A 20,286-nucleotide genomic window follows, 5' to 3' on the forward strand; every position below is an offset into this window, starting at 1 on the left:
GGTCACGCGAAACAGGCCACAGCCGGGAGCCGGCACCGCCAGCAAGAAGAACCGGCGTGATCTTTCGAGAGTGTTCCTTCACAATAAAACCTTTCCAACGCGGCCTGATAAGGGTCAGGATTATGCTACGTCCGCATCGAACTGGATGCTGTGTAGGCGTTTATAAAGACCATCCGTTGCAAGCAATTCACGCCGACTGCCTTCTTCGACAACCTGTCCATTATCCATGACGACGATCTTGTCGGCTCGATTGATTGTTGAAAGCCGATGAGCAATAACAATAGATGTCTTGTTCAGGGTCAGGCGCTCAAGCGCATCCCTCACGAGGGATTCGGATTCTGAATCCAGTGCACTGGTCGCCTCGTCGAGGATAAGAATGTCAGCGTCTCTCAGCATGGCGCGAGCGATCGCAACACGTTGTCTCTGGCCGCCGGATAGGCCTGAGCCATTTTCACCAAGCTTGCTATCATAACCGTCAGGCATCTTCATGATGAAGTCATGCGCATTGGCAGCCTTGGCCGCAGCTATGATTTCTTCTTCTGTCGCATCGTCCCGGCCAACGGAAATATTGTGCTTTACGGTGCCCGAAAACAGGAAGGTTTCCTGACCTACATAAGATACGTGCTCGCGCAGGCTCGCAAATGACACATCACGCAAATCCATGCCGTTGATTTCAACGGAACCGTTTTGAGGATCGTAAAGGCGCATCATAAGATTGATTATGGTAGATTTTCCACTGCCGGAAGGACCGACCAGTGCGGTCATTTTGCCGCCCTCGAAGAGCACGCTGACATCCTTCAGAACTGGCTGGCCCGAAACATATTCGAAGCTGACGTTCTTCAGTTCCACATCGCCACTTGCCCTGGGGAGAGGCAGAGCATCCTTTTTTTCGGCAAGCGTCAAAGGTGCGTCCAGAACCTCGAACATCATGCGGACCCCGATCATGCCGCTTTCGATCTGGATTCTCATACGCGCCAGACGTTTTGCCGGTTCGTAGGCAAGAAGCAGAGCGGTTATAAAGGCCATCAGATCGCCAGGAGAACCACCTTTTTCCAGAACAGTATAACCGGAAACGGCAATGACGACGGCAATCGCGAGGCCCGACAGCGTTTCCATGATCGGGCTGGTCGCCGCTTCAAGCTTCGCGATACCATTGGCGCGATGCTCGACATCGGACACCGCCTTGTTCATACGTTGACGCATAAGCTTCTCAAGCGAAAACGCTTTGATCACGCGGACGCCGATGCTGGTTTCCTGCACGACGTTGACGATTTCGCCAAGCGAAGCAAGTTCCGCCTCCATGATTTTGCGCACACGACGCAAGACAAGACGGACACTGAAAATTGCAAGGGGTCCTATAATCATTGAAATCGCGCTCAGAAGAAAATTCTGGGCGAACATCACCACGATCAAGCCGATGAGCGAAAGCAGGTCGCGTATGAAGGACGTGACGATCGTATCGATAACGCTTCTGGCGGCCTGTGCATTGTAGGTTACGCGAACCAGCAGCTCCGACGATGGCAGGTTCTGAAAGAATGATACGCCTTGCTTCAGCAGGCGATCATAGATTTTGCGCTGCTGCTCTGCGACGATACTGTTGCCTGCTTTGCTCAGATAGTAGCTCTGAACGAACGTGGCGAGGCCCTTGACGATGAATATAGCGGCGACCGCGAACGCAATTTCAAGAACGACATCAAAGCCACGCTTCAGGTACACGCTGTTAACGATATCGCGCATGATCCAGGCGCTGAGAGATGTCGTTGCAGCAACGACAACCATTGCCGCGATTGCCATCGAGTACCAGCTAACATGCTTTTTAAAGTTCTCTTTGAACAGTCGTACCAGCAGCTTCTTGTCGTTTGGCGACAAAAATGATCCGATCACAGCGATATTCCTAAATTGGTGCAGAAACTACATTTGGTGAGTGTTATCACGTTAGACGAACAAACCCAAACTCGTGGAGTTATGTTGTGCGTGTGACGCTCATATATGATCTGCCCAAGTTTCATACTCAGAAAACTCAAAGCTTAACACTGATCCCAAATGCCGAGGCACGTCTAATCCAAAATTGGTTTAGTGCACTTAAATGGGTGATCGCTAAGTGTCAATCTCCCTCTGGTGAGGAAGCCATAACGTGCCGTTCTGCCTAGAGCAGAATAGCGGGCAATTCGCGCTTTAGTTGTTAGGCGAAAATGTGTAGTTTTCCCCAACTGAAAGGTTCTCAACATTGACAAATGGGCTGCCCAAAATCTATATGCCAAATTCAATGGTGGGCTATTGACAACGGCGTGGCATATAAACTCGTAAGTTTTTGCAATCTAATGTGTTTTATGACGGAAGTGTCCGTCAGGCAGGACGGTAAATGCCCCAAGTATTTTTTGATCTGTCGGAACTGTTCCTGAACTCGGGAGTGAAATTTAAGTATTACGGAATCGCTCGAACCGTAATGGAAGTCGCTTATGAACTGACTTTGGCGGATAAATCAGTAAGGTATGTAATCTATTCGCCGTTGCATCGTCGTTTTTTTGAAGTTTTTCCGCGTATAGGTGATGCATCGCCAACCGGCGTTTTAGATCCGAATGTCCCTTCAAGTGCGACGCCACTGCGCCTCAGACAAAATCTTTTTGATACGAATTTTTTGAAGTCTTTGTTCTACAGGGCGGTGCGCACTGTAGTTGAGCATCGCAATCGCAAACGTTGGGCAACTATTCCGGCGGGTGCAGTTCGAGAGGTTGATCTAGACGGGCAGATTCTGGTCTCGCTGGGTAGGCCTAAAATTATGTCAGATTATATCATGGCGTTGAGTGAACGGGGCGAAAAAGCCACCTTTATTCCAATGCTGCATGATATGATTCCGTTGCATAATTTCACCCACCGGAATCAGTTTTCGTTTCCGAGGAATTTCATTCATGATAATAAGGTCGCTATAGGAGCAGCGGCACTGATTTTGACGAATTCAGAATTTACGGCGCGGGAAGTAGAGCATTTTTCTAACATGGGAACATTGCCGCCCGTGCCGGACGTTGTGGCTATACCACTTTGCAACGAGCTTCGGCCGACAGTTGAGCCGATTGATAAGCGGCCTCCTCAAGGCCGTTACCTGTTGGGTGTCGGTATTTATAATGGCCGTAAAAACCTGGAATGTGTTGTTGAAGCCATGCTTATATTGCAGGCTTCCGGCGTCGTGCCGCCTGCGTTGGTGTTGGCAGGTGCAAGGCGCAAAAGGGTTGAAAAATTTTTAAAACTGGAAAAATTCCGTCCGATCGTCGACAAGTTTCACTTTGTTCTTAATCCGAACCAGGCGGAATTACGTTTGCTGTACGAAAACGCCTACGGTCTCGTTTTACCGAGCAGGATGGAGGGGTGGGGTTTGCCGATCAGTGAAGCTCTTTGGTGCGGGACCCCGGCGTTTGCCGCGGATGTGCCGGCATTGAGAGAGGCCGGTGGGACGCTGGCACTTTATTTTGATCCGGAGAAACCAGACGAGTTGGCGGATTTGGTTCGTGTATTGTTGTTGGATCCGGACAAGTATGCTGCCTTGAAAGCGAAGATAGCCGAGTTCAAACCACAAATGCGAACATGGAAGGATGTTGCGTCAGACATACTCCGTGCAGTTCATGAATTGGATAACAACGAGAGGCGGGCGACCACCTAAAGCGGCAAGTCGAAGCTGCGACAGGTTCGACAATCTGCTCTTTGTCCGTTCGTGCGGCGTGCGTGCCGATATTGTCGCTAGCCTGCCAATGGTTTCTATCTGATCACAAGCGACGCCTGTACGAAGGAGATACCCGAACTCCGCTTTTTTATTTCCACATCGCCCGCATCCGCGCGCCCACATCAATCCGGATCTGCTGCGCGCTGCGCTCCGAAGCTGCGGCCGAAACAATCGGCCATGTCGTCGTTTCGAAAAACTGCAGCAATGTGGCCGGTATGAAGCGGGTTCTTGAGGCGTAGACATGCCGGTCGCCCTGCTGGCTCTGGCCGCCGGTGAAGAAGCGTTGTGGCGTGATCAGCGACAGGCCGTCCTTGGCGCGGGTCATCGCGACATAGAGCAGCCTTCGCTCTTCCTCCAGTTCCTGGGTGGTGCCGACGCCAAGGTCGGATGGGATACAGCCATCGATGACGTTCAGGATGAAGACGGAACGCCATTCCTGGCCTTTTGCCGAATGGATGGTTGATAGGGTCAGGTAATCCTCGTCAAGCAGCGGCACGCCGGCCTGATCACTGGTGGCGTCAGGCGGATCGAGCGTCAGCTCGGTCAAAAATCGTTCTCGCGAGGGATAACCGCTGGCGATCTGCTCAAGCTGTAGCAGATCGGCCTTGCGGGTATCGGCATCCTCATGGATGCGTTCGAGATGGGGCTCGCACCATAGCCTTGCCTGGCCGATTTCGCCTGGCCATCCGTTTTGGCCCCGTCGCAGGCCCACCAGCATTTGCGTGAAGGCCGTCCAGTCCTCGCCGGTCTTCGGCGGCGGCGGAATTTCGGCAAGGGCAAGCAGCGGCTCGGCGTCTGCAGCGATCGTATCGAGAATGTTACCGGCTTTCTTCGGTCCGATGCCGGGCAGCATCTGCAGCAGCCGGAAGCCGGCGACACGGTCCCGCGGGTTCTGGGCGAAGCGAAGCACGGCCAGCATGTCCTTCACATGGGCGCTGTCGAGGAATTTCAGACCACCGAATTTGACGAAGGGGATGTTGCGGCGGGTCAGTTCCACTTCAAGCGGGCCGCTGTGGCTGGAGGTGCGAAACAGCACTGCCTGCTGTTTCAGCGTCATGCCGGTTTCACGATTGGCAAGGACCTGATCGATGATGAAGTTCGCCTGTTCGGTTTCGTCCTTCACCGTCACCAGCTTCGGGCGTTCGAGTGACTGTCGCTCCGTCCAGAGGTTTTTGGTGAACCGCTCACGCGCCAGATCGATGACGCCATTGGCGGCGGCAAGAATCGGCTGCGTCGAGCGATAGTTGCGATCAAGCGTGATGATATCCGCCGCCGGGCTGAAGGATGCCGGAAAATCGAGGATGTTTCGCACCGTCGCAGCCCGGAACGAATAGATCGACTGCGCATCGTCGCCCACCACCGTCAACCCACGGCCACCGGGTTTGAGGGCCATCAGCACCGAAGCCTGCAGCCGGTTGGTATCCTGATATTCGTCGACCATCACATGGTCGAAACGGTTGCCGATATCGTCTGCCAAAGTGGGGTCGCTCACCATCTGCGCCCAATAGAGCAGGAGATCGTCGTAATCGAGCACGTTCTGGACCTGCTTGGCCTCGACATAGGCCGCGAACAGTTGCTTAAGTTCGCTCTCCCAGTTGGCGACCCAAGGATAATGCTGGCGCAGGATCTCCTTCAGCGGGGTCTGGGAATTCACCGCACGCGAGTAGATCGCAAGGCATGTTCCCTTGGTCGGAAAGCGGCTTTCGGTCTTGGAGAAGCCCAGCTCGTGCCGGGCAAGGTTCATCAGGTCGGCGCTGTCTTCGCGGTCGTGGATGGTGAAATCGATATTGAGGCCGATCTGTTCGGCATAGATGCGCAACAGGCGTGCGCCGATGCCATGAAATGTGCCGGACCATGCCAGCGCATCGGTCAGGGCACCTGAATTGCCGCCTAGGACATGTTTACAGATACGCTCGACACGCCGCGACATTTCCGAGGCCGCGCGTCTGGAAAAGGTCATCAGCAGGATGCGGCGGGGGTCGGCGCCGTTGACGATCAGATGCGCGACGCGATGGGCGAGCGTATTGGTCTTGCCGGAACCGGCGCCGGCAATGATCAAGAGCGGTCCGGCCGTCTGTCCCTCCGTCAGCCCGACGCCGTGTTCCACCGCCTTGCGTTGTTGTTCGTTCAACTTGTCCAGATAGGCAACCGCCATGCCTGCAATCCTTGATATGTGGTTGTCCGTCCGTGGATAGCGGTGGAAATGGCCAGCCGTCGAGGCATCGGCTGGCCATTTCCACCGTTCCTGCAATGATTAGCAAAGACTCAAACACCAATCCAGAACAAATAATGAACGCTTCGACGTGATAATCCAAGCCGATATACCGGCCCCGGCGTCACTGTTTGGCAAGGATCTGATTTTCCCATCACGATAAGAATAGTAATGAGGAAAATCTCGTACTTAATTGAAATATATAATCATTTATTCTCGTCGCTCTCGCGTTTCCCGTTTCGGCTCGGAAAGGCCTGAACCAGGCCGGAGGCTTGCGCGTTCAATCATCGGCCTTGGGGAAAAGGCCTGTCTGTTGGGAGGACAAAATGAAAAATCTGAAATTCTGCCTGATCGCCGTAGCTGCCCTTGCCACTTCGACATTTGCCTCGGCCGAGCAGAAAGCCGTGAAATCCGATGTCACCATCGCCTCTGACATCAATTACCTGCTTTACACCCCGAAGGATTATGCTGGTTCAGACAAGACCTATCCCCTCGTCGTCTGGCTGCATGGCGGTGACCAGGGTGGCAGCGATGTTGAAAAACTGCGCACAAGTGGTCTGCCGAAAATGATCGAAGAGGGGCGTGATTTTCCTTTCCTGGTGTTTTCGCCGCAAAACCCCAGTGAGGAACTGCTTTACCCGATCGAGCGTGTCGCAGCCACTCTGCAGTCGGTGGTGGCCGATCATCGGGTGGACCGCAGCCGCATCTACCTGATCGGTTATAGCCGAGGTGGATTTGGCGCATGGTCAATGGCCGAACAGTTTCCGGAGACCTTTGCGGCTGTCGTGCCGATCGCCGGCGGCGGTATCCGGCATTATCTCAACCGCACCAATGAAAAGACCGCCTTCTGGGCTTTCCACGGTGCAAATGACGAGGTGATACCGCTGTCAGACACCGTGGTTCTCGTACAACGCCTTCAGGAGTTGAAACGCAATGTTCGGCTCACCGTGTTCGAGGAGACAAATCATCAGGCGGTGGAGGGAAAAGTGCTGAAAGACGAGGCGATGTGGACGTGGCTTCTCGAACAGAAGCTTGCTGAGGTCAAAGCACCGTCTTCTCCCTGAGTTTCCGGATTACTGATTGAGGCAATCACAGACGAAGCCGCCCGGCGCTTCCGCCGGACGGTTGTCTTTAGAGGCTCGATGTCGATCTAAAGGAAGCTGCTTTCGAACAGCTCGCCTGAATAGGCCGCGTGGGTAACGCCCGCTTCAAGGTCGGCCCTGGTCAACTCATCGACAAAAACACCGCTCTGCATGACGAGAACGCGGTCGCACATATGGGCGATGACCGCGAGATCGTGGCTGACAAGAACGAAAGTAAGGTCGCGTTCCTCGCGCTGGTCGGCGAGCAGATTGAGGATTTCCGCCTGAATGGAAACGTCGAGTGCGGATGTCGGCTCATCGAGCAGCAGGATCGGCGGCTCGAGGATCAACGCGCGGGCGATCGCCACACGCTGGCGCTGGCCGCCTGACAGTTCATGCGGGAACCGCTCGGCGAAATGTGCGGGCAGGCCGACCTGTTGCAGGGCGGCCGGCACTTTCGACCAGCCATCGCCAAGCCCCATGGAGCGGATCGGTTCGGCCAGAGCCCGGCCGATGCGATGGCGTGGGTGCAGCGAACCGTAAGGGTCCTGAAACACCATCTGCGCCAGTTTCAGTTCCTCGCGGCTGCGCACCTTGCCGACCGGCTTGCCGTCGAAACTGATAGATCCGGTCCACACCGATTCCAGCCCCGCAAGCGACCGCAGCAATGTCGATTTGCCGCAACCGCTTTCACCGACGATGCCGAGCGTTTCACCCCTGTTGACCTTAAGGCTGACGCCGCGAACGACGTGATTGCGGTTTTCCTTCGTGCCATAGACGACATCGAGCTTGTCTACCGTGATCATCGCATCACCTCCGCATCAATTGCCTGTCGGTCGAGTACCTTGAGACGCCTGACAGGATTGCGGGGGTCGGGCATCGCCGCGATCAGGCCGCGCGTATAGGGATGTTGCGCATCTTCCAGCTTCGTCAGCGTTTCCACCACGCGTCCGCCATACATGACCAGCACGCGCTCACAGAAGGCGGCAACCATGCGGATGTCATGGCTGATGAGAATGAGGCCCGAATTGTTTTCACGCACCATCTCGTCCAGAAGCAGAAGCACATCCTTGCGAACGCTGACATCGAGAGCCGAGGTCGGCTCGTCGGCGATAACCAGCTTCGGTTTGGCGAGCAGCATCATGGCGATCATCACGCGCTGCCCCATGCCGCCGGAAATCTGATGCGGGTAAAGTCCCATCACGCGGTCGGGATCGTTGATGCGCACGCGCAGCAGCATGTCTCGCGCGGCGTTTCTCGCTGCCTTGCCGGTGAGAGCGAGATGCAGTTCGGCCGCCTCCGCCACCTGTTTTCCGATCGGCAGGACCGGATTGAGCGAATAACGTGGGTCCTGCATGATCAGCGCCATCTCGCTGCCGCGGATCGCGCCCATCTGGCGTTCGGATCGGGTAAGCAGCGGTTCGGAGAGGAAGTCCATGCGCTCCGCCGTAACGGTGGCGCTTTTCGGCAGAAGCCGCATGGCGGCGCGGCCGGTCGTGGACTTGCCGGAGCCGGATTCGCCGACGATGCCGACACGCTCGCGCCCGACGTCAAAGTTGACATTGGAAACGGCGGGAATGGAGTTGCGGCCGAAGCGAACGTTGAGATCGCGGACCGAAAGAATGGGGGAGCTATCAGGAACGGGCATGGCGCGGATCCAGCAGGTCTCGCAGCGTATCGCCGGCGATGTTGAAGGCAAGGCTCGTCAGCAGGATGGCGATGCCGGGCATGACGGCGACCCACCAGTAATCGAGCATGAATTTACGGCCGCTGGAGATCATCGCTCCCCATTCCGGCAGCGGCGGCTGAGCGCCCAGACCGAGGAAGCCGAGCGACGCGGCAGTGAGAATGATGCCGGCCATGTTCAGCGTCAGACGGACGATGACCGAAGGAATGCACATCGGCGCAATGTATAAAAACAGGATGCGCAGCGGTGACGCGCCATAAAGGCGGGCGGCGGCGACATAATCGGTATTGCGCACGACGAGAGCTTCGGCACGGGCGAGACGCGCGATTGGCGGCCAGGCAGTCAGCGAGATCGCGATGATCGCCGTGCCGAGACCCGCACCCATGGCGGCCGCAAAGGCAAGCGCCAGCACGAGCGATGGGAAGGACAGAACGATATCGGTGGCGCGCATCAGGATCGCGTCGGTTCTGCCGCCGAAGAAACCGGCCATGACGCCAATCGCAAGGCCGATGGGGCCGACGATAACCGAGACCGACAAGACAGTCTGGATGGTGATGCGGGTGCCATAGACAAGCCGGCTGAAAATATCCCGACCGAATTCGTCGGTTCCGGCCAGATGCAGCCAGTTGGGTGGCTGAAGCGCGTTATCGAGGGCCTGGCGCGCCGGATCGAATGGCGCAATGAGTGGCGCAAAAATCGCGACGAGAACCAGGATGGCAAGGATGGCAAAACCGAACATTCCAAGCGGCTCGTCACCGAGCTTTCTTAATGTCCGGAATGTCGTGGTCGACAGGCGTGACAGGGCGCTGCGGCCGTGAACGCCATTATTCTGGGTGATATCGGTCATCGAGCGACCTCCTGTGTGCGCGGGTCCAGCGTGGTATAGGCCACGTCTGCCAGGAAGTTGAGCATCATGAAGATGAATCCGATGACGATGGTGGCCGCGAGAATGGCATTCATGTCACCGATGAGCAGGGCGTTGGTCATGTATTGACCGATCCCGGGCCAGGAAAAGACGATTTCCGTCACCACGGCGCCTTCGAGAAGATTGCCATAGGAAATGGCGAGAACGGTGATGAGCTGTACGGCGATATTGGGCAGCACGTGCCGGGTGACCGTGCGTGCCGGGCTGACGCCCTTGGCGCGCGCTGCGATCACATAATCCTGGCTGAGTTGCTCGAGCGTGAAAGCGCGTGTCATGCGGGTGATGTAGGCCATCGCCATATATGCAAGGATGATCGCCGGCAGGAGGATGTGCGAAAGCGCGTTCCAGAAAATCTCGGTTTCGCCGGCAAGCAGGGTATCGACCAGCATCAGCCCCGTTTTCGGTTCCACGAGGCCTTCGTAAAAAACGTCGACACGGCCGGGGCCAGCAACGAGATTGAGATTGGCGTAGAAAATCACCAGCCCGACGATGCCGAACCAGAAGACCGGGATCGAATGTCCCACCAGCGCGAAGACACGCGCGAATTTATCGATGAACGTATCACGAAACAGCGCGGCGGAAAGACCAAGCGGCACGCCGATAACGGTGGAGATGATGATCGCCAGCGTCGCCAGTTCCAGCGTTGCCGGAAAGGCCTGTGCCAGATCCTTGGTCACCGGATTGCCGGTTAGGATCGCTATGCCGAAATCGCCATGCAGCAGGCCGCGCAGATAAAGGAAAAATTGCTGGTAGAGCGGCAGATCAAGTCCGAGCCGCGCCCGCATGGCCTCATAGGCCTTGGGGTCCGCAAGCTCGCCGACGATTGCGCCAACCGGATCGGTCGGCATGACGCGGCCAATGATGAACGTGATGCAAAGCAGAATGAAGAGGCTGACGACAAGTTGCAGGAAGCGATGTCCAAGCCCGCGCAGTGAGATTTCCGTCATTGCAGGCCGCACTTCCGCAAGAGGGAACCGTCAGCGAATGGCGTACCGCGAACCGCTCGCCGATGACGCGCAATTCTCCATTGCAAAAACTCTTGATGGTACTTCATCCCAACTCCTCCCTGAGCTAACATGAAAACATATGACGTAACACAAAGTCATCATATGAGTAACGAAGGGATTCGTATTTCGCAAGAGGGAAGAGTGGCATGAGGGACGATATGGCAAAACCGCGGGAGCGACGGGCGCAACAGATCATCGACAATCTCAGCGCGGAAATTCGCAGCGGTAAACTGAGAAATGGTGACCAGCTTCCCACGGAACCGCAGCTTGAGCGCACCTATGGCGTGAGCCGAACGGTGGTGCGCGAGGCGATCGCGGATCTGCGCTCTGCCGGTTATGTCGTTCCCATCCAGGGCAAGGGGGTTTTTGTCAGCAATACCAGTGAATGGGCCGGGGTAAAGCTGACCCAGTCAGAAGCTGGCACCATTGCGGAAACGCTGGAAATGCTGGAGTTCCGGCTGGCAACGGAAGGGGAGGCGGCGGCGATTGCCGCATACCGCCGGACGGCCCAGCAGGAAGCCGCAATCTCTGCCGCGCACCGGAAAATGGCCCGCGCCATAGATGCCGGCGAAACCACCGTTGACGCCGATTACGAGTTCCACACAGCCATCGCGATCGCCACGAATAACCGCTTTTATCTGGAGGCTCTGCGCCAGTTCGGTTCGCGCTCTATACCGCGCGGTCAGTTTCCGACGCTGCCTGAGACGGGGGATGCGAATTATCTTCGCAAAGTGCAGGCGGAACACGATGCAATCCTGCGCGCCATCGTCGAACAGGACCCGGATGCGGCGCGAAAAGCCATGCGCGAACATATGCTTGCGAGCCAGCGTCGATATCGCCTGCTTTCGGAGGCGCAATAGCATCTCGACACTCATCTTATTTCGTGCGATGTCATATGATGACTTGCATGGAGAGAGGAGAGAATCGATGTATGTCGGCACCCAGGTTGCTGCACGCGATGATGAGGATTTCAAGGTTTGGGCGCAGCTCGGCGTCAAAAACATAAGCGCTGACCCGCCCGGAAAACCCGCGAGCTGGGTTCTCGATGACTTCGAGCGTCTGCGCGACAAGGTCGAAAGTTTTGGTCTGGTGCTGGACATGGTGCAACTGCCCCTGCCTTCCCGGCCGATCGAACAGGCATCGTATCCCGATATCCTGCTTGCCGGTCCGGAGCGTGACCGGCAGATCGATGCCGTCTGCACGATGATCGAGAACATTGCCAAAGCCGGCATTCCGGCAGCGAAATACAATCTCAACCTCATCGGCATTCCGCGCACTGAAATGGAACGTGGCCGCGGCGGTTCGCTGAATGAAGCGTGGCGCTGGGAAAAGGCCGACCACAATGCCGATCCGGGTGTCGCCGGGGTGCTTTCGGAAGACGAGAACTGGGAGCGCATCGATTATTTCCTCGAGCGCGTGGTGCCGGTCGCGGCAAGCAACAAGGTGCGTCTCGCCTGCCATCCCCATGACCCTTACACGCCGCCGGGCTATAAGGGCGTCACCCGCGTGCTTGGCACCGTCGAAGGGCTGAAGAAGTTCGTGCAGATGCGCGAAAATCCCTATCACGGCCTGAACTTCTGCCAGGGATCGATTGGCGAGATGCTCGATAATCCGCGCGAGGAGATCGACGACATCATCCGCTGGTTCGGCAGCCGCGACAAGATTTTCAACGTCCATTTCCGCAATATCAGCGGCGGCAAGCTGTCGTTCATGGAGACGTTCCCCGATGAGGGCGACATGGACATGGTGCGTTCGCTGAAGCTCTACCATGAGCTGGGCTATCGCTACATGATCATGCCCGATCATGTGCCGACGATTGCCGGCCGTGACGCTGTCGGCGTCGCCTTCGCCTTCTGCTACGGCTACATCGCAGCACTTCTGGAAGCACTCAACAACAAGCATCTTTGACCGTTTCAGGCCGGTCGGCGCAGGTCCGTGCCGCCGGCTTCATCCATAACTACCGATCTGTAGGAGGAGCAGGTATGAGAAAATCATTGATCCGTCTCGCATTCACCACCGTTCTGGGGGCAATGCTTGTGCCGGCGGCGCCAAGTCTGGCAAAAACCCCCAACGACCAGCTTATCATTGCAACGTCGCTGGCTCAGGTTCTGTCGCTTGATCCGCATCAGGCCACCGAAGCCAAGGCCAACGAAATCATGGCCAATCTTTATGATCGCCTGATTTCGGTGGATGGTTCGGGCAAGGTTTCGCCGCAGCTGGCGGAGCGTTGGGAGACAGACGACAAGGGCATCACGTTCCATCTTCGCGAGGCAAAATTCGCGTCCGGCAATCCCGTCACCTCTGCGGATGTGGTTTATTCGTTCAGCCGCCTGTTGAAGATGAACCAGGCGGCCGCCGCCAATCTTAAGCGTGTCGGTTATAATGCAGACAATGTCGACAAGCTGGTGAGCGCGCCGGATGAAAAAACGGTCCGCATCGAACTTTCTGGTGAAACCACGTCCGAACTGCTGCTCTATCGCCTAGCCATGGTCATTGCCAGCGTTGTCGACAGCAAGGAACTCAAGTCCCATGAAGTCAATGATGATTGGGGCAATGCCTGGCTGAGAACGAATTCCGCCGGTTCCGGCCCCTTCACGCTCAATCGCTGGTCGCCCAATGAGATCATCATTCTCGAGGCCAACAAGGATTATGTGGCCGGCAGCCCGAAAATGCGCCGCGTCATCGTGCGGCACGTGCCGGAAAGCCAGGTCGAGCGTCTGATGCTGGAGCGTGGCGATATCGACATTGCCAGCGCGCTGACGGCGGCCGACCTTGCGATCTTCAACAACAAGGAAGGTTTTCAGATCCAGCGCGTGCCGACCGGCGGTTTCTACGTTCTGTCCATGAATGCCGGCAAGGAGCCTTTGTCCAACCCCAAGGTCCGCGAAGCGATTGCCTATGGCATCGATTACAAGGGCATGGAAAAGACCATCATGGGGCCTTATGGCCGGGCACGCACGGTGCCGGTGCCGGAGAATTTCGAATATGCCATTCCAAGCCCGGACTGGAAACTCGATGTTCCCAAAGCCAAGGAACTGCTTAAGGAAGCCGGATATGAGAACGGCTTTACGCTTAATCTGAAGACGATTGCGCAGACACCGCGTATCGACCTTGCCACCGCAATCCAGGCGTCGCTGAGCCAGATCGGCATCAAGGTCAACATTCAGCAGGGCAACGGTTCGGACGTCATTGCCGCCCACCGCGCCCGCGATTTCGATCTGCTCATTCCGCAGACCGGCGCGTATATGCCGAATGTGCTGGGTTCGATGGAGCAGTTTTCCAGCAACCCCGACAATTCGCTTGCCGCCAACAATGCCGGTAATTTCGTCTGGCGCTCGGCCTGGGACATTCCGGAACTGACTGCGTTGACGGCAAAGGCTTCGCTTGAGCCCGACGCCAAGAAGCGTGGTGAAATCTACACCGAGATGCAGGAAAAGTTCGTAGCGCAGAATCCGGCCGTGCTGCCGATGTTCGAGCGGTTCGAACCGATCGTGCTGAATGCGCGCGTGAAGGACTATGTCGGCCATCCAAGCCAGACGACGCGGCTGGAAAAAGTGACGAAGGACTAAGGGTAAAACCACATACCATCTGAAAACCTGTGACGGGCGGTCTTACCGCCCGTTTTTTATGGGCAGTTGCAGCGTGATGTTTTAGGGCAAACCGTTGGTCTCACGCGATTATCCTCATCATCCCGAAATTTCGGGGGTTTTCTCAGGGACTTCATCGGATTAGACCGTGTGATGATCATTCCTTCCGCTGGGCGAGAGTCGCAAACTCCGCTCATCAACCTCCCGCAAAATACGTTGACGATCATGAACCTTGCACAGATAAAACTTCCGTCGCGGCCGCTTAGCCTCAAGCGTGGCGTCATTTCGGTGCCGGCAGCCTATTATTTCTCCATTCCGGTGCTTCTGGTAATCCTGGCGGTGATGCTTGTGGCCGAGGGCCCGGGCATATTGCGCGACTACCAGATCAGCAAAGATCCGCTGGAGATTGAAAGCGGTGATATCAACGGCAGCTGCAAGACACGCAAGGCGATCTTTACGACCTGCGAGGCGGACCTTTCTTATGAGCACGCCGGCGTGAGCTACACGAAGGAAGTCGAGGTTATGTTCGTCGATTTCCATTCCGGCGACTATGAGACCGGGCTGGTCATTTCCGCGAAAAACCCGGAGCTTGCTACGATCTCCCTCGGCCTCGATATGCTCTGGAACCGCATCATCACGCTCGGCGTATTTGTTGCCCTGCTTGGTTTCGGCAGTCTGGCAATGCTGTTTACGCTTATCCGCGTTCTGCGAGCCCGCCTGCAGCTGCGGCATCCGGCCCCTTTGACCGTTATCCCCGTGGCGCTGACGGCAGTCGCCGAAAAACGCAGCCGTCTTTTCGTGACCTATGCCGATACGGTGAGAGACGCCAGGACCAAGCGGCAGTCCTTCACCCATCTGGAGAGGGGACGCATCCCTGTCGTCGTCGGTCACACCGGAAAACACGATGTGGCGCTGGCAGTCTGGCACGGCAATACCGCGCTTCCGGTTCTGCTCGACGACCAGCTGGAACGGATCGACCTGTCGAATGAGGAGCGGGCGCAGGCTCTTGCATCAATAGCACCAATGGTGGCGAGCCAGGCACAGGAAGGCGCCTCCACTGCCGGTGCGGCGATAAAGAAACAACCGGGCCTTCTGCGGCGGCTCGGCACTTTCGTCGCAATCGTGGCCGTCATCATTGTCGCGGTCTTCGGTTACTGGTTGTGGTACGTCACAGCCGCGCCGTCGCAATTCAATTCGCCGGGCATGGACCTCAACAACATGATGCCTGCAGCCCTCAATGAATGGGGTTGCGCCCGTCTGCAGGAGCGCTTTGCCGACGGCCCGGCACCCTTTGGATGCACTGCCGCTGACTATCGAAGCTGGAAATAACGGCTTTTCTCTCTGATGTCGCCGGACCAAGCGCAGTGTTTTGCGCCGGTCCGGTGCATTTGCTGTTCGGCACAGAACGGATGGTGCCATTTATCAATAGTTGCATTAGAGATTTATAAATAAACCAAATTCATAGTGCGAGCATGGGCGGTTCTTCAGAGGCTGGGAGAGTGCATCATGTTCACGGTTCTGGAATGCGTTGCCGTACAACACGACAGGGCTGTCGTGCTTCTTGCGGCATTGATCTGCCTGCTTGGCATGCTTGCCTTTTTTCATCTGTTGTTACGTGCGGAGGAAAGTCCGGCTGGCCGCAAGCCCTATTGGGTGCTGACGGCCGCCTTTGCCGGAGGGCTCAGCGTCTGGGCCACACATTTCGTCGCCATGCTTGCTTATAAGGGTTCAGTCCCTATCGGCTTTGATTTTTTCTTCACGGCTCTTTCGGCAGGACTTCCGGTTCTGGGTTTCTGGCTGGCGCTCAGGGTGCCCTCGCAGGCAGGTTACAGCCCGGCAATCGTTGGAACTCTGGTGACCGTGTCGGTCGCCGTCATGCATTTCGTCGGCATGGCGGGAATGGATGTCGCCGCCACCGTCAGCTATCGCTGGGGGTCGGTTATTGGCGGTTTTGCCGTTGCCTGGGTGTTTTTTCTTCTGGCTTTTTTCCTGTTTCGCCGTTCCGGCTCCTGGAAACAACGTATCTTCCTCCCGGCCGGCTCTTCGATCCTGGCAATCTGCGCGTTGCACTTCACCACCGTTTCGGCAACGGTTCTGTCGCCGGATCCTTCCATTTCCGGTCCTGACCCCGATAGTCTCGCAAGGCTGATGGTGATCGGCGCCGTGTCCGGCGTAACGTTCCTGATCCTTTGTGCGACCGCTACCGCGGCCCTGGTAGATCGCTACCTTGTCGATCTCAAGGGCCTTGTCGATGCGACACTGGATGGCCTTGCCGTTGTGCGTGATGGTCGTATCGTTGAGCTTAACACCCGTTTTGCCGGTCTTCTCGGCAATGATGAGGTATCCCTGATCGGGAAAAATCCCGATGATCTGTTCAAGGCCATCGACGGGCAGCCCGCCTATCTGCCGCGCCATGCGCCGGTTGAGGCGATCCGCGAGCGGGCCGACCGGCAGCAGGTGTTCGAGCTTGCCGTGCGCACCATCGAATATCGCGGTCGCCCCTGCGAGGTGATGGCCATCCGCGACCTGACGGAAAAGCGCGAGGCGCAGCGGGAAATCGAATATCTCGCACGCCATGACGTGCTGACGGGCCTTGCCAACCGTACGATGTTCCAGACGCGGCTACGCCAGCAGATCGAGAATTGCGACGAAGAGGACGAATTTGCGCTGCTGGCGCTCGATCTCGACCGGTTCAAGGCGGTCAATGACATATTCGGCCATGCCGAGGGTGACCGGGTGCTGAAAAGGGTTGCCGCCATTCTCCACGAATGCGCAAGGGCAGGGGATGTGGTCGCGCGCCTGGGCGGCGATGAGTTCGTCATCCTGACGGCCCGGCACACCAAGGCGGATGAGGCGCGCCTGCTCGCCGAGACCATCCTTGGCATGTTCGCGTTGAAAATGAATGTTGCCAACGACCCGACCGCGGTCGGCGTCAGCATCGGCATCGCCGTTTTCCCGCGCGACGGTCGGGATGATGAAAGCATCATGCACGCGGCAGATCTGGCGCTTTACCGCGCCAAGGTCGGCGGGCGCGGCATATTGGCTTTTTACGATCCTCTGATGGATCAGGAGGCGCGTGAGCGCCGGCAGCTCGAAACCGATTTGCGGCTTGCCGTCAATCGCAACGAGTTGCTGCTGAACTACCAGCCGGTCCTGTCGGTGGAATGCGGTCAGGTCGTCGGTTACGAGGCGCTGGTGCGCTGGCAACATCCGACAAGGGGTGTCGTGTCGCCGGATGTTTTCATTCCGATAGCGGAAGAAAGCGGTATCATCATCTCGCTCGGCGAATGGGTGCTGCGTGAGGCCTGCCGCCAGGCGAGCACCTGGGCACCGCATCTGAAAATCGCGGTCAATGTCTCGCCATTGCAATTCTCTCTGGCAAATCTCGGCCATGTCGTGTGCACGGTGCTTATGCAGACCGGTCTTTCGCCGAACCGGCTGGAACTGGAAATCACCGAGGCGGCACTTCTGAAAGACCGCAAGGCGACGCTGATCATCCTCAACCAGTTGAAGGCGCTAGGCGTTGCCATCGTCATGGACGATTTCGGCACGGGTTATTCTTCGCTCAGCAATCTCCAGAGCTTCCCGTTCGACAAGATCAAGATCGATCGCAGCTTCATTGCCGCCATGAGCGATGATGACAATGCCCGCGCCATCGTGCGCGCGGTAATCGGCCTTGGCCGCAGCCTCGATCTGCCGGTGACGGCGGAAGGCATCGAAACCGATGCCCAATATCGCATGGTCGTGGATGAAGGATGCGCGCAGGCGCAAGGTTATCTCTTCGGCAAACCCGATGTGGCGCCCGCCGGGGCTGCAGGTGCGACCACGCGGAAGAAATATTCCGTGTGAAATAAAGCGCGACGGCATGATGCCGTTGCCTGCCTTTCCCCAAAATGATGGAACGAGAGCGGACGCAGATCGTTAGGGTCACGTGTGATGCGTCCACATCGTCGGCGAGATCCGGCACCGGACGGCCGGCGTTATCGAGCGATACAGACGCGCTTGTCGCGGGACGCACCACGGATGGATATCTATCTATGGAGAGACCGCGATGACAGACCGCCTCGAGCCGCAGGACCCACGGAGCCAGTACCCGCGTCCGCCATTTTCGACACCCGAACAGGAAATGCCGGGTCTGGTGACGAATATGACGCCTTTTCCGGACCACGGCGAAAAGAGCTACAAGGGCTCGGGCAAGCTTGCCGGGCGCAAGGCGCTGATAACCGGCGGCGATTCTGGCATTGGCCGTGCTGTTGCCATCGCCTTTGCGCGGGAGGGTGCTGATGTGGCGATCTCCTATCTGCCCGAAGAGGAATCCGATGCCGAAGAGGTCGTGGCGCTTATCGAGGCGGAAGGCCGCGTGGCCGTGGCGCTACCGGGCGATATCACAGATGAAGGCTGGTGCCGGGAACTGGTCGAAAAGGCGGCCGGTGATCTCGACGGGCTGGACATTCTTGTCATCAATGCTGCGAGACAGCAGTATCGCGAAGGCATAGACGAGCTGTCGACCGACGATTTCGACCGCACCATGAAGACCAATCTCTATGCGCTGCACTGGATTGCCCAGGCTGCCGTTCCACACCTGAAGCCGGGCTCGTCGGTGATCACGACAGCATCGATACAGGCCTATGAGCCGTCGCCGATCCTGCTCGACTACGCAACCACCAAGGCCGGCATTGTTGCCTACACCAAAGCGCTTGCCAAACAGCTGATCGAAAAAGGCGTTCGTGCGAATGCGGTGGCGCCTGGACCTTTCTGGACTGTGCTACAGCCGAGCGGCGGCCAGCCCGACGAAAAGGTGCGCAATTTCGGCAAGGACAGCGATTTTGGCCGGCCGGGACAGCCTGTGGAACTCGCGCCCGTCTATGTGCTGCTGGCCTCTCAGGACGGGAGCTTCATCAATGGCGAGGTCTATGGCGTGACCGGTGGCAGGGGCATTGCCTGAGGGCGGTGTGTCAGTCTTGAGGATATGACATGAAACAGCAGGCAGAACGTTCAGATACGCAGGTAAACGCCCTCGACGTCCGCGACCGGCTGATACTGGCGCTTTATGCCCAGCTGAAGGCGGAGCGGCAGACACGTGAGGCGATGGAATGGGTCATCCGTAACGGTGGCCTCACGCCCGAGGTGCTGGAGGCAATGGCATCCGACCCCGTGCCGGTGCTGGCTGAGGCGGATATTCCCGCCATCGAGCGTATTCTCGGCGCTGATCGATCTCCACATGACGCTAATAGCGGACGACCATCATGAACCGGAGAGCCAGCTGGAAGGGCCATCTTGCCTTTGCCGATTTCAACTGCGAAATCGGCCTTTATGCCGCGCTGACCTCCACGGAGAAAATCTCGTTCAACATCGTCAACCGCAAGACCGGCCACCGGGTTGAGCGGCAATATGTCGATAGCGATACCGGCGAGGCTGTCGGGCGTGACGATCAGGTCAAGGGTTACGAGCGCGACAATGGTGACTACATCGTCATCGAAGGCGATGAAATCGCGAAACTGATGCCGGAGAGTGACAAGGTCATTCGCATCCGGCATTTTCTTGAATGCGACGACATCGACAAGCTGTTTTTCGACAAATCCTATTACCTCGCCCCAACGCAGGAAGGCGGGGAGGAGGCGCTGACACTGCTGGCGAAGGCCATGCAGGACGAAAACGTCGTTGCGCTTGGCGAGGCGGTGCTTTTCCGCCGCAACCGCATGCTGCTGATCCGCCCAAGCGGCAAGGCGCTCGTCGCAACCACGCTGAATTTCGGTTACGAGGTGCGCGCTGAGAGCAGCGTCTTCAAGTCTATTCCAGATATCCAGTTCGATGCCGAGATGCTGGAGCTTGCCGGCCATATCATCGAAACACGCGCCGGCACCTTTGATCCCTCCGAATATAGCGACCGTTACAATGATGCCCTCGCAGAACTGGTGAAGGCCAAGATCGACGGCCGGGAAATCCCCAGGCGGGCCGCGCCGAAAGAAGACAATGTCATCGATCTGAAAGAGGCCCTGCGCCGCAGCGCGAAGGCCGAGGGCGGGAAGAAAACCACGACGGGCCGCAGGACTTCCCGGAAAGCGAGCTGA

General features: G+C 57.3%; 17 protein-coding genes. 10 read left to right on the top strand and 7 right to left on the bottom strand.

Annotation, left to right across the window (positions count from 1 at the left end):
• Positions 1–82 (bottom strand): sugar phosphate nucleotidyltransferase (locus tag PL640_RS18940; RefSeq protein WP_271362076.1); only part of this gene is annotated, 82 nt, incomplete at its 3' end.
• Between the two features lie 38 nt (positions 83–120).
• Positions 121–1,884, bottom strand: coding sequence for an ABC transporter ATP-binding protein (locus PL640_RS18945; RefSeq protein WP_271363049.1), 1,764 nt, complete (start codon positions 1,882–1,884; stop codon positions 121–123).
• A 478-nt stretch (positions 1,885–2,362) separates the two neighbouring features.
• Between PL640_RS18945 and PL640_RS18950 the strand changes: the two genes are divergently transcribed.
• Positions 2,363–3,655, top strand: a complete 1,293-nt coding sequence (locus PL640_RS18950; RefSeq protein ID WP_271363050.1) for a glycosyltransferase family 4 protein — start codon at positions 2,363–2,365, stop codon at positions 3,653–3,655.
• A 148-nt stretch (positions 3,656–3,803) separates the two neighbouring features.
• On the opposite strand, the gene PL640_RS18955 is transcribed toward PL640_RS18950, so the two are convergent.
• Complete coding sequence (locus PL640_RS18955) at positions 3,804–5,870, bottom strand: ATP-dependent helicase (RefSeq protein WP_271363051.1); 2,067 nt, start codon at positions 5,868–5,870, stop codon at positions 3,804–3,806.
• A 383-nt stretch (positions 5,871–6,253) separates the two neighbouring features.
• Between PL640_RS18955 and PL640_RS18960 the strand changes: the two genes are divergently transcribed.
• Complete coding sequence (locus PL640_RS18960; protein WP_142841893.1) at positions 6,254–6,991, top strand: prolyl oligopeptidase family serine peptidase; 738 nt, start codon at positions 6,254–6,256, stop codon at positions 6,989–6,991.
• 86 nt (positions 6,992–7,077) lie between these two features.
• On the opposite strand, the gene PL640_RS18965 is transcribed toward PL640_RS18960, so the two are convergent.
• The 4 genes from PL640_RS18965 to PL640_RS18980 are packed head-to-tail and all read right to left on the bottom strand — an operon-like array spanning position 7,078 to position 10,568.
• The gene (locus PL640_RS18965; protein WP_271363052.1) at positions 7,078–7,815 is read right to left on the bottom strand and encodes an ABC transporter ATP-binding protein; all 738 of its coding nucleotides are present in this window, start codon (positions 7,813–7,815) and stop codon (positions 7,078–7,080) included.
• On the bottom strand, positions 7,812–8,657 hold the full coding sequence (locus PL640_RS18970; protein WP_271363053.1) for an ABC transporter ATP-binding protein: 846 nt from the start codon (positions 8,655–8,657) through the stop codon (positions 7,812–7,814). The genes PL640_RS18965 and PL640_RS18970 overlap by 4 nt, the downstream gene beginning before the upstream one ends.
• A complete protein-coding gene (locus tag PL640_RS18975; RefSeq protein ID WP_271363054.1) occupies positions 8,644–9,543 on the bottom strand; it encodes an ABC transporter permease in 900 nt (299 codons plus the stop codon). Before PL640_RS18975 ends, PL640_RS18970 begins: the two co-directional genes overlap by 14 nt.
• Positions 9,540–10,568, bottom strand: a complete 1,029-nt coding sequence (locus PL640_RS18980) for an ABC transporter permease (protein ID WP_271363055.1) — start codon at positions 10,566–10,568, stop codon at positions 9,540–9,542. The genes PL640_RS18975 and PL640_RS18980 overlap by 4 nt, the downstream gene beginning before the upstream one ends.
• 206 nt (positions 10,569–10,774) lie before the next feature.
• On the opposite strand from PL640_RS18980, the gene PL640_RS18985 reads away from it, so the two are divergent.
• The 8 genes from PL640_RS18985 (at position 10,775) to ku (ending at position 20,286) form a co-directional block, all read left to right on the top strand.
• Positions 10,775–11,488: a FadR/GntR family transcriptional regulator gene (locus tag PL640_RS18985; protein WP_046801148.1), complete on the top strand. Its 714-nt coding sequence runs from the start codon at positions 10,775–10,777 to the stop codon at positions 11,486–11,488.
• A gap of 67 nt (positions 11,489–11,555) precedes the next feature.
• Entirely contained in the window at positions 11,556–12,536 is a 981-nt protein-coding gene (locus PL640_RS18990) for a mannonate dehydratase (protein ID WP_271363056.1), read from the top strand.
• Positions 12,537–12,658: 122 nt separating this feature from the next.
• A complete protein-coding gene (locus PL640_RS18995) occupies positions 12,659–14,197 on the top strand; it encodes an ABC transporter substrate-binding protein (protein WP_405048500.1) in 1,539 nt (512 codons plus the stop codon).
• Between the two features lie 243 nt (positions 14,198–14,440).
• A complete protein-coding gene (locus PL640_RS19000) occupies positions 14,441–15,544 on the top strand; it encodes a hypothetical protein (protein ID WP_271363217.1) in 1,104 nt (367 codons plus the stop codon).
• Between the two features lie 177 nt (positions 15,545–15,721).
• Positions 15,722–18,064 (top strand): bifunctional diguanylate cyclase/phosphodiesterase, encoded by a 2,343-nt coding sequence (locus PL640_RS19005; protein ID WP_271363058.1) that lies wholly within the window; start codon positions 15,722–15,724, stop codon positions 18,062–18,064.
• A 202-nt stretch (positions 18,065–18,266) separates the two neighbouring features.
• On the top strand, positions 18,267–19,160 hold the full coding sequence (locus tag PL640_RS19010) for an SDR family oxidoreductase (RefSeq protein ID WP_271363060.1): 894 nt from the start codon (positions 18,267–18,269) through the stop codon (positions 19,158–19,160).
• A gap of 29 nt (positions 19,161–19,189) precedes the next feature.
• Positions 19,190–19,465 carry a hypothetical protein gene (locus PL640_RS19015; protein ID WP_271363061.1) on the top strand — a complete coding sequence of 92 codons (276 nt, stop codon included), beginning with the start codon at positions 19,190–19,192 and terminating at the stop codon, positions 19,463–19,465.
• On the top strand, positions 19,462–20,286 hold the full coding sequence (ku, locus tag PL640_RS19020; protein ID WP_271363062.1) for a non-homologous end joining protein Ku: 825 nt from the start codon (positions 19,462–19,464) through the stop codon (positions 20,284–20,286). Before PL640_RS19015 ends, ku begins: the two co-directional genes overlap by 4 nt.

It is taken from the genome of Agrobacterium sp. ST15.16.024 (genome assembly GCF_027956545.1).
Lineage (GTDB): Bacteria > Pseudomonadota > Alphaproteobacteria > Rhizobiales > Rhizobiaceae > Agrobacterium > Agrobacterium cucumeris.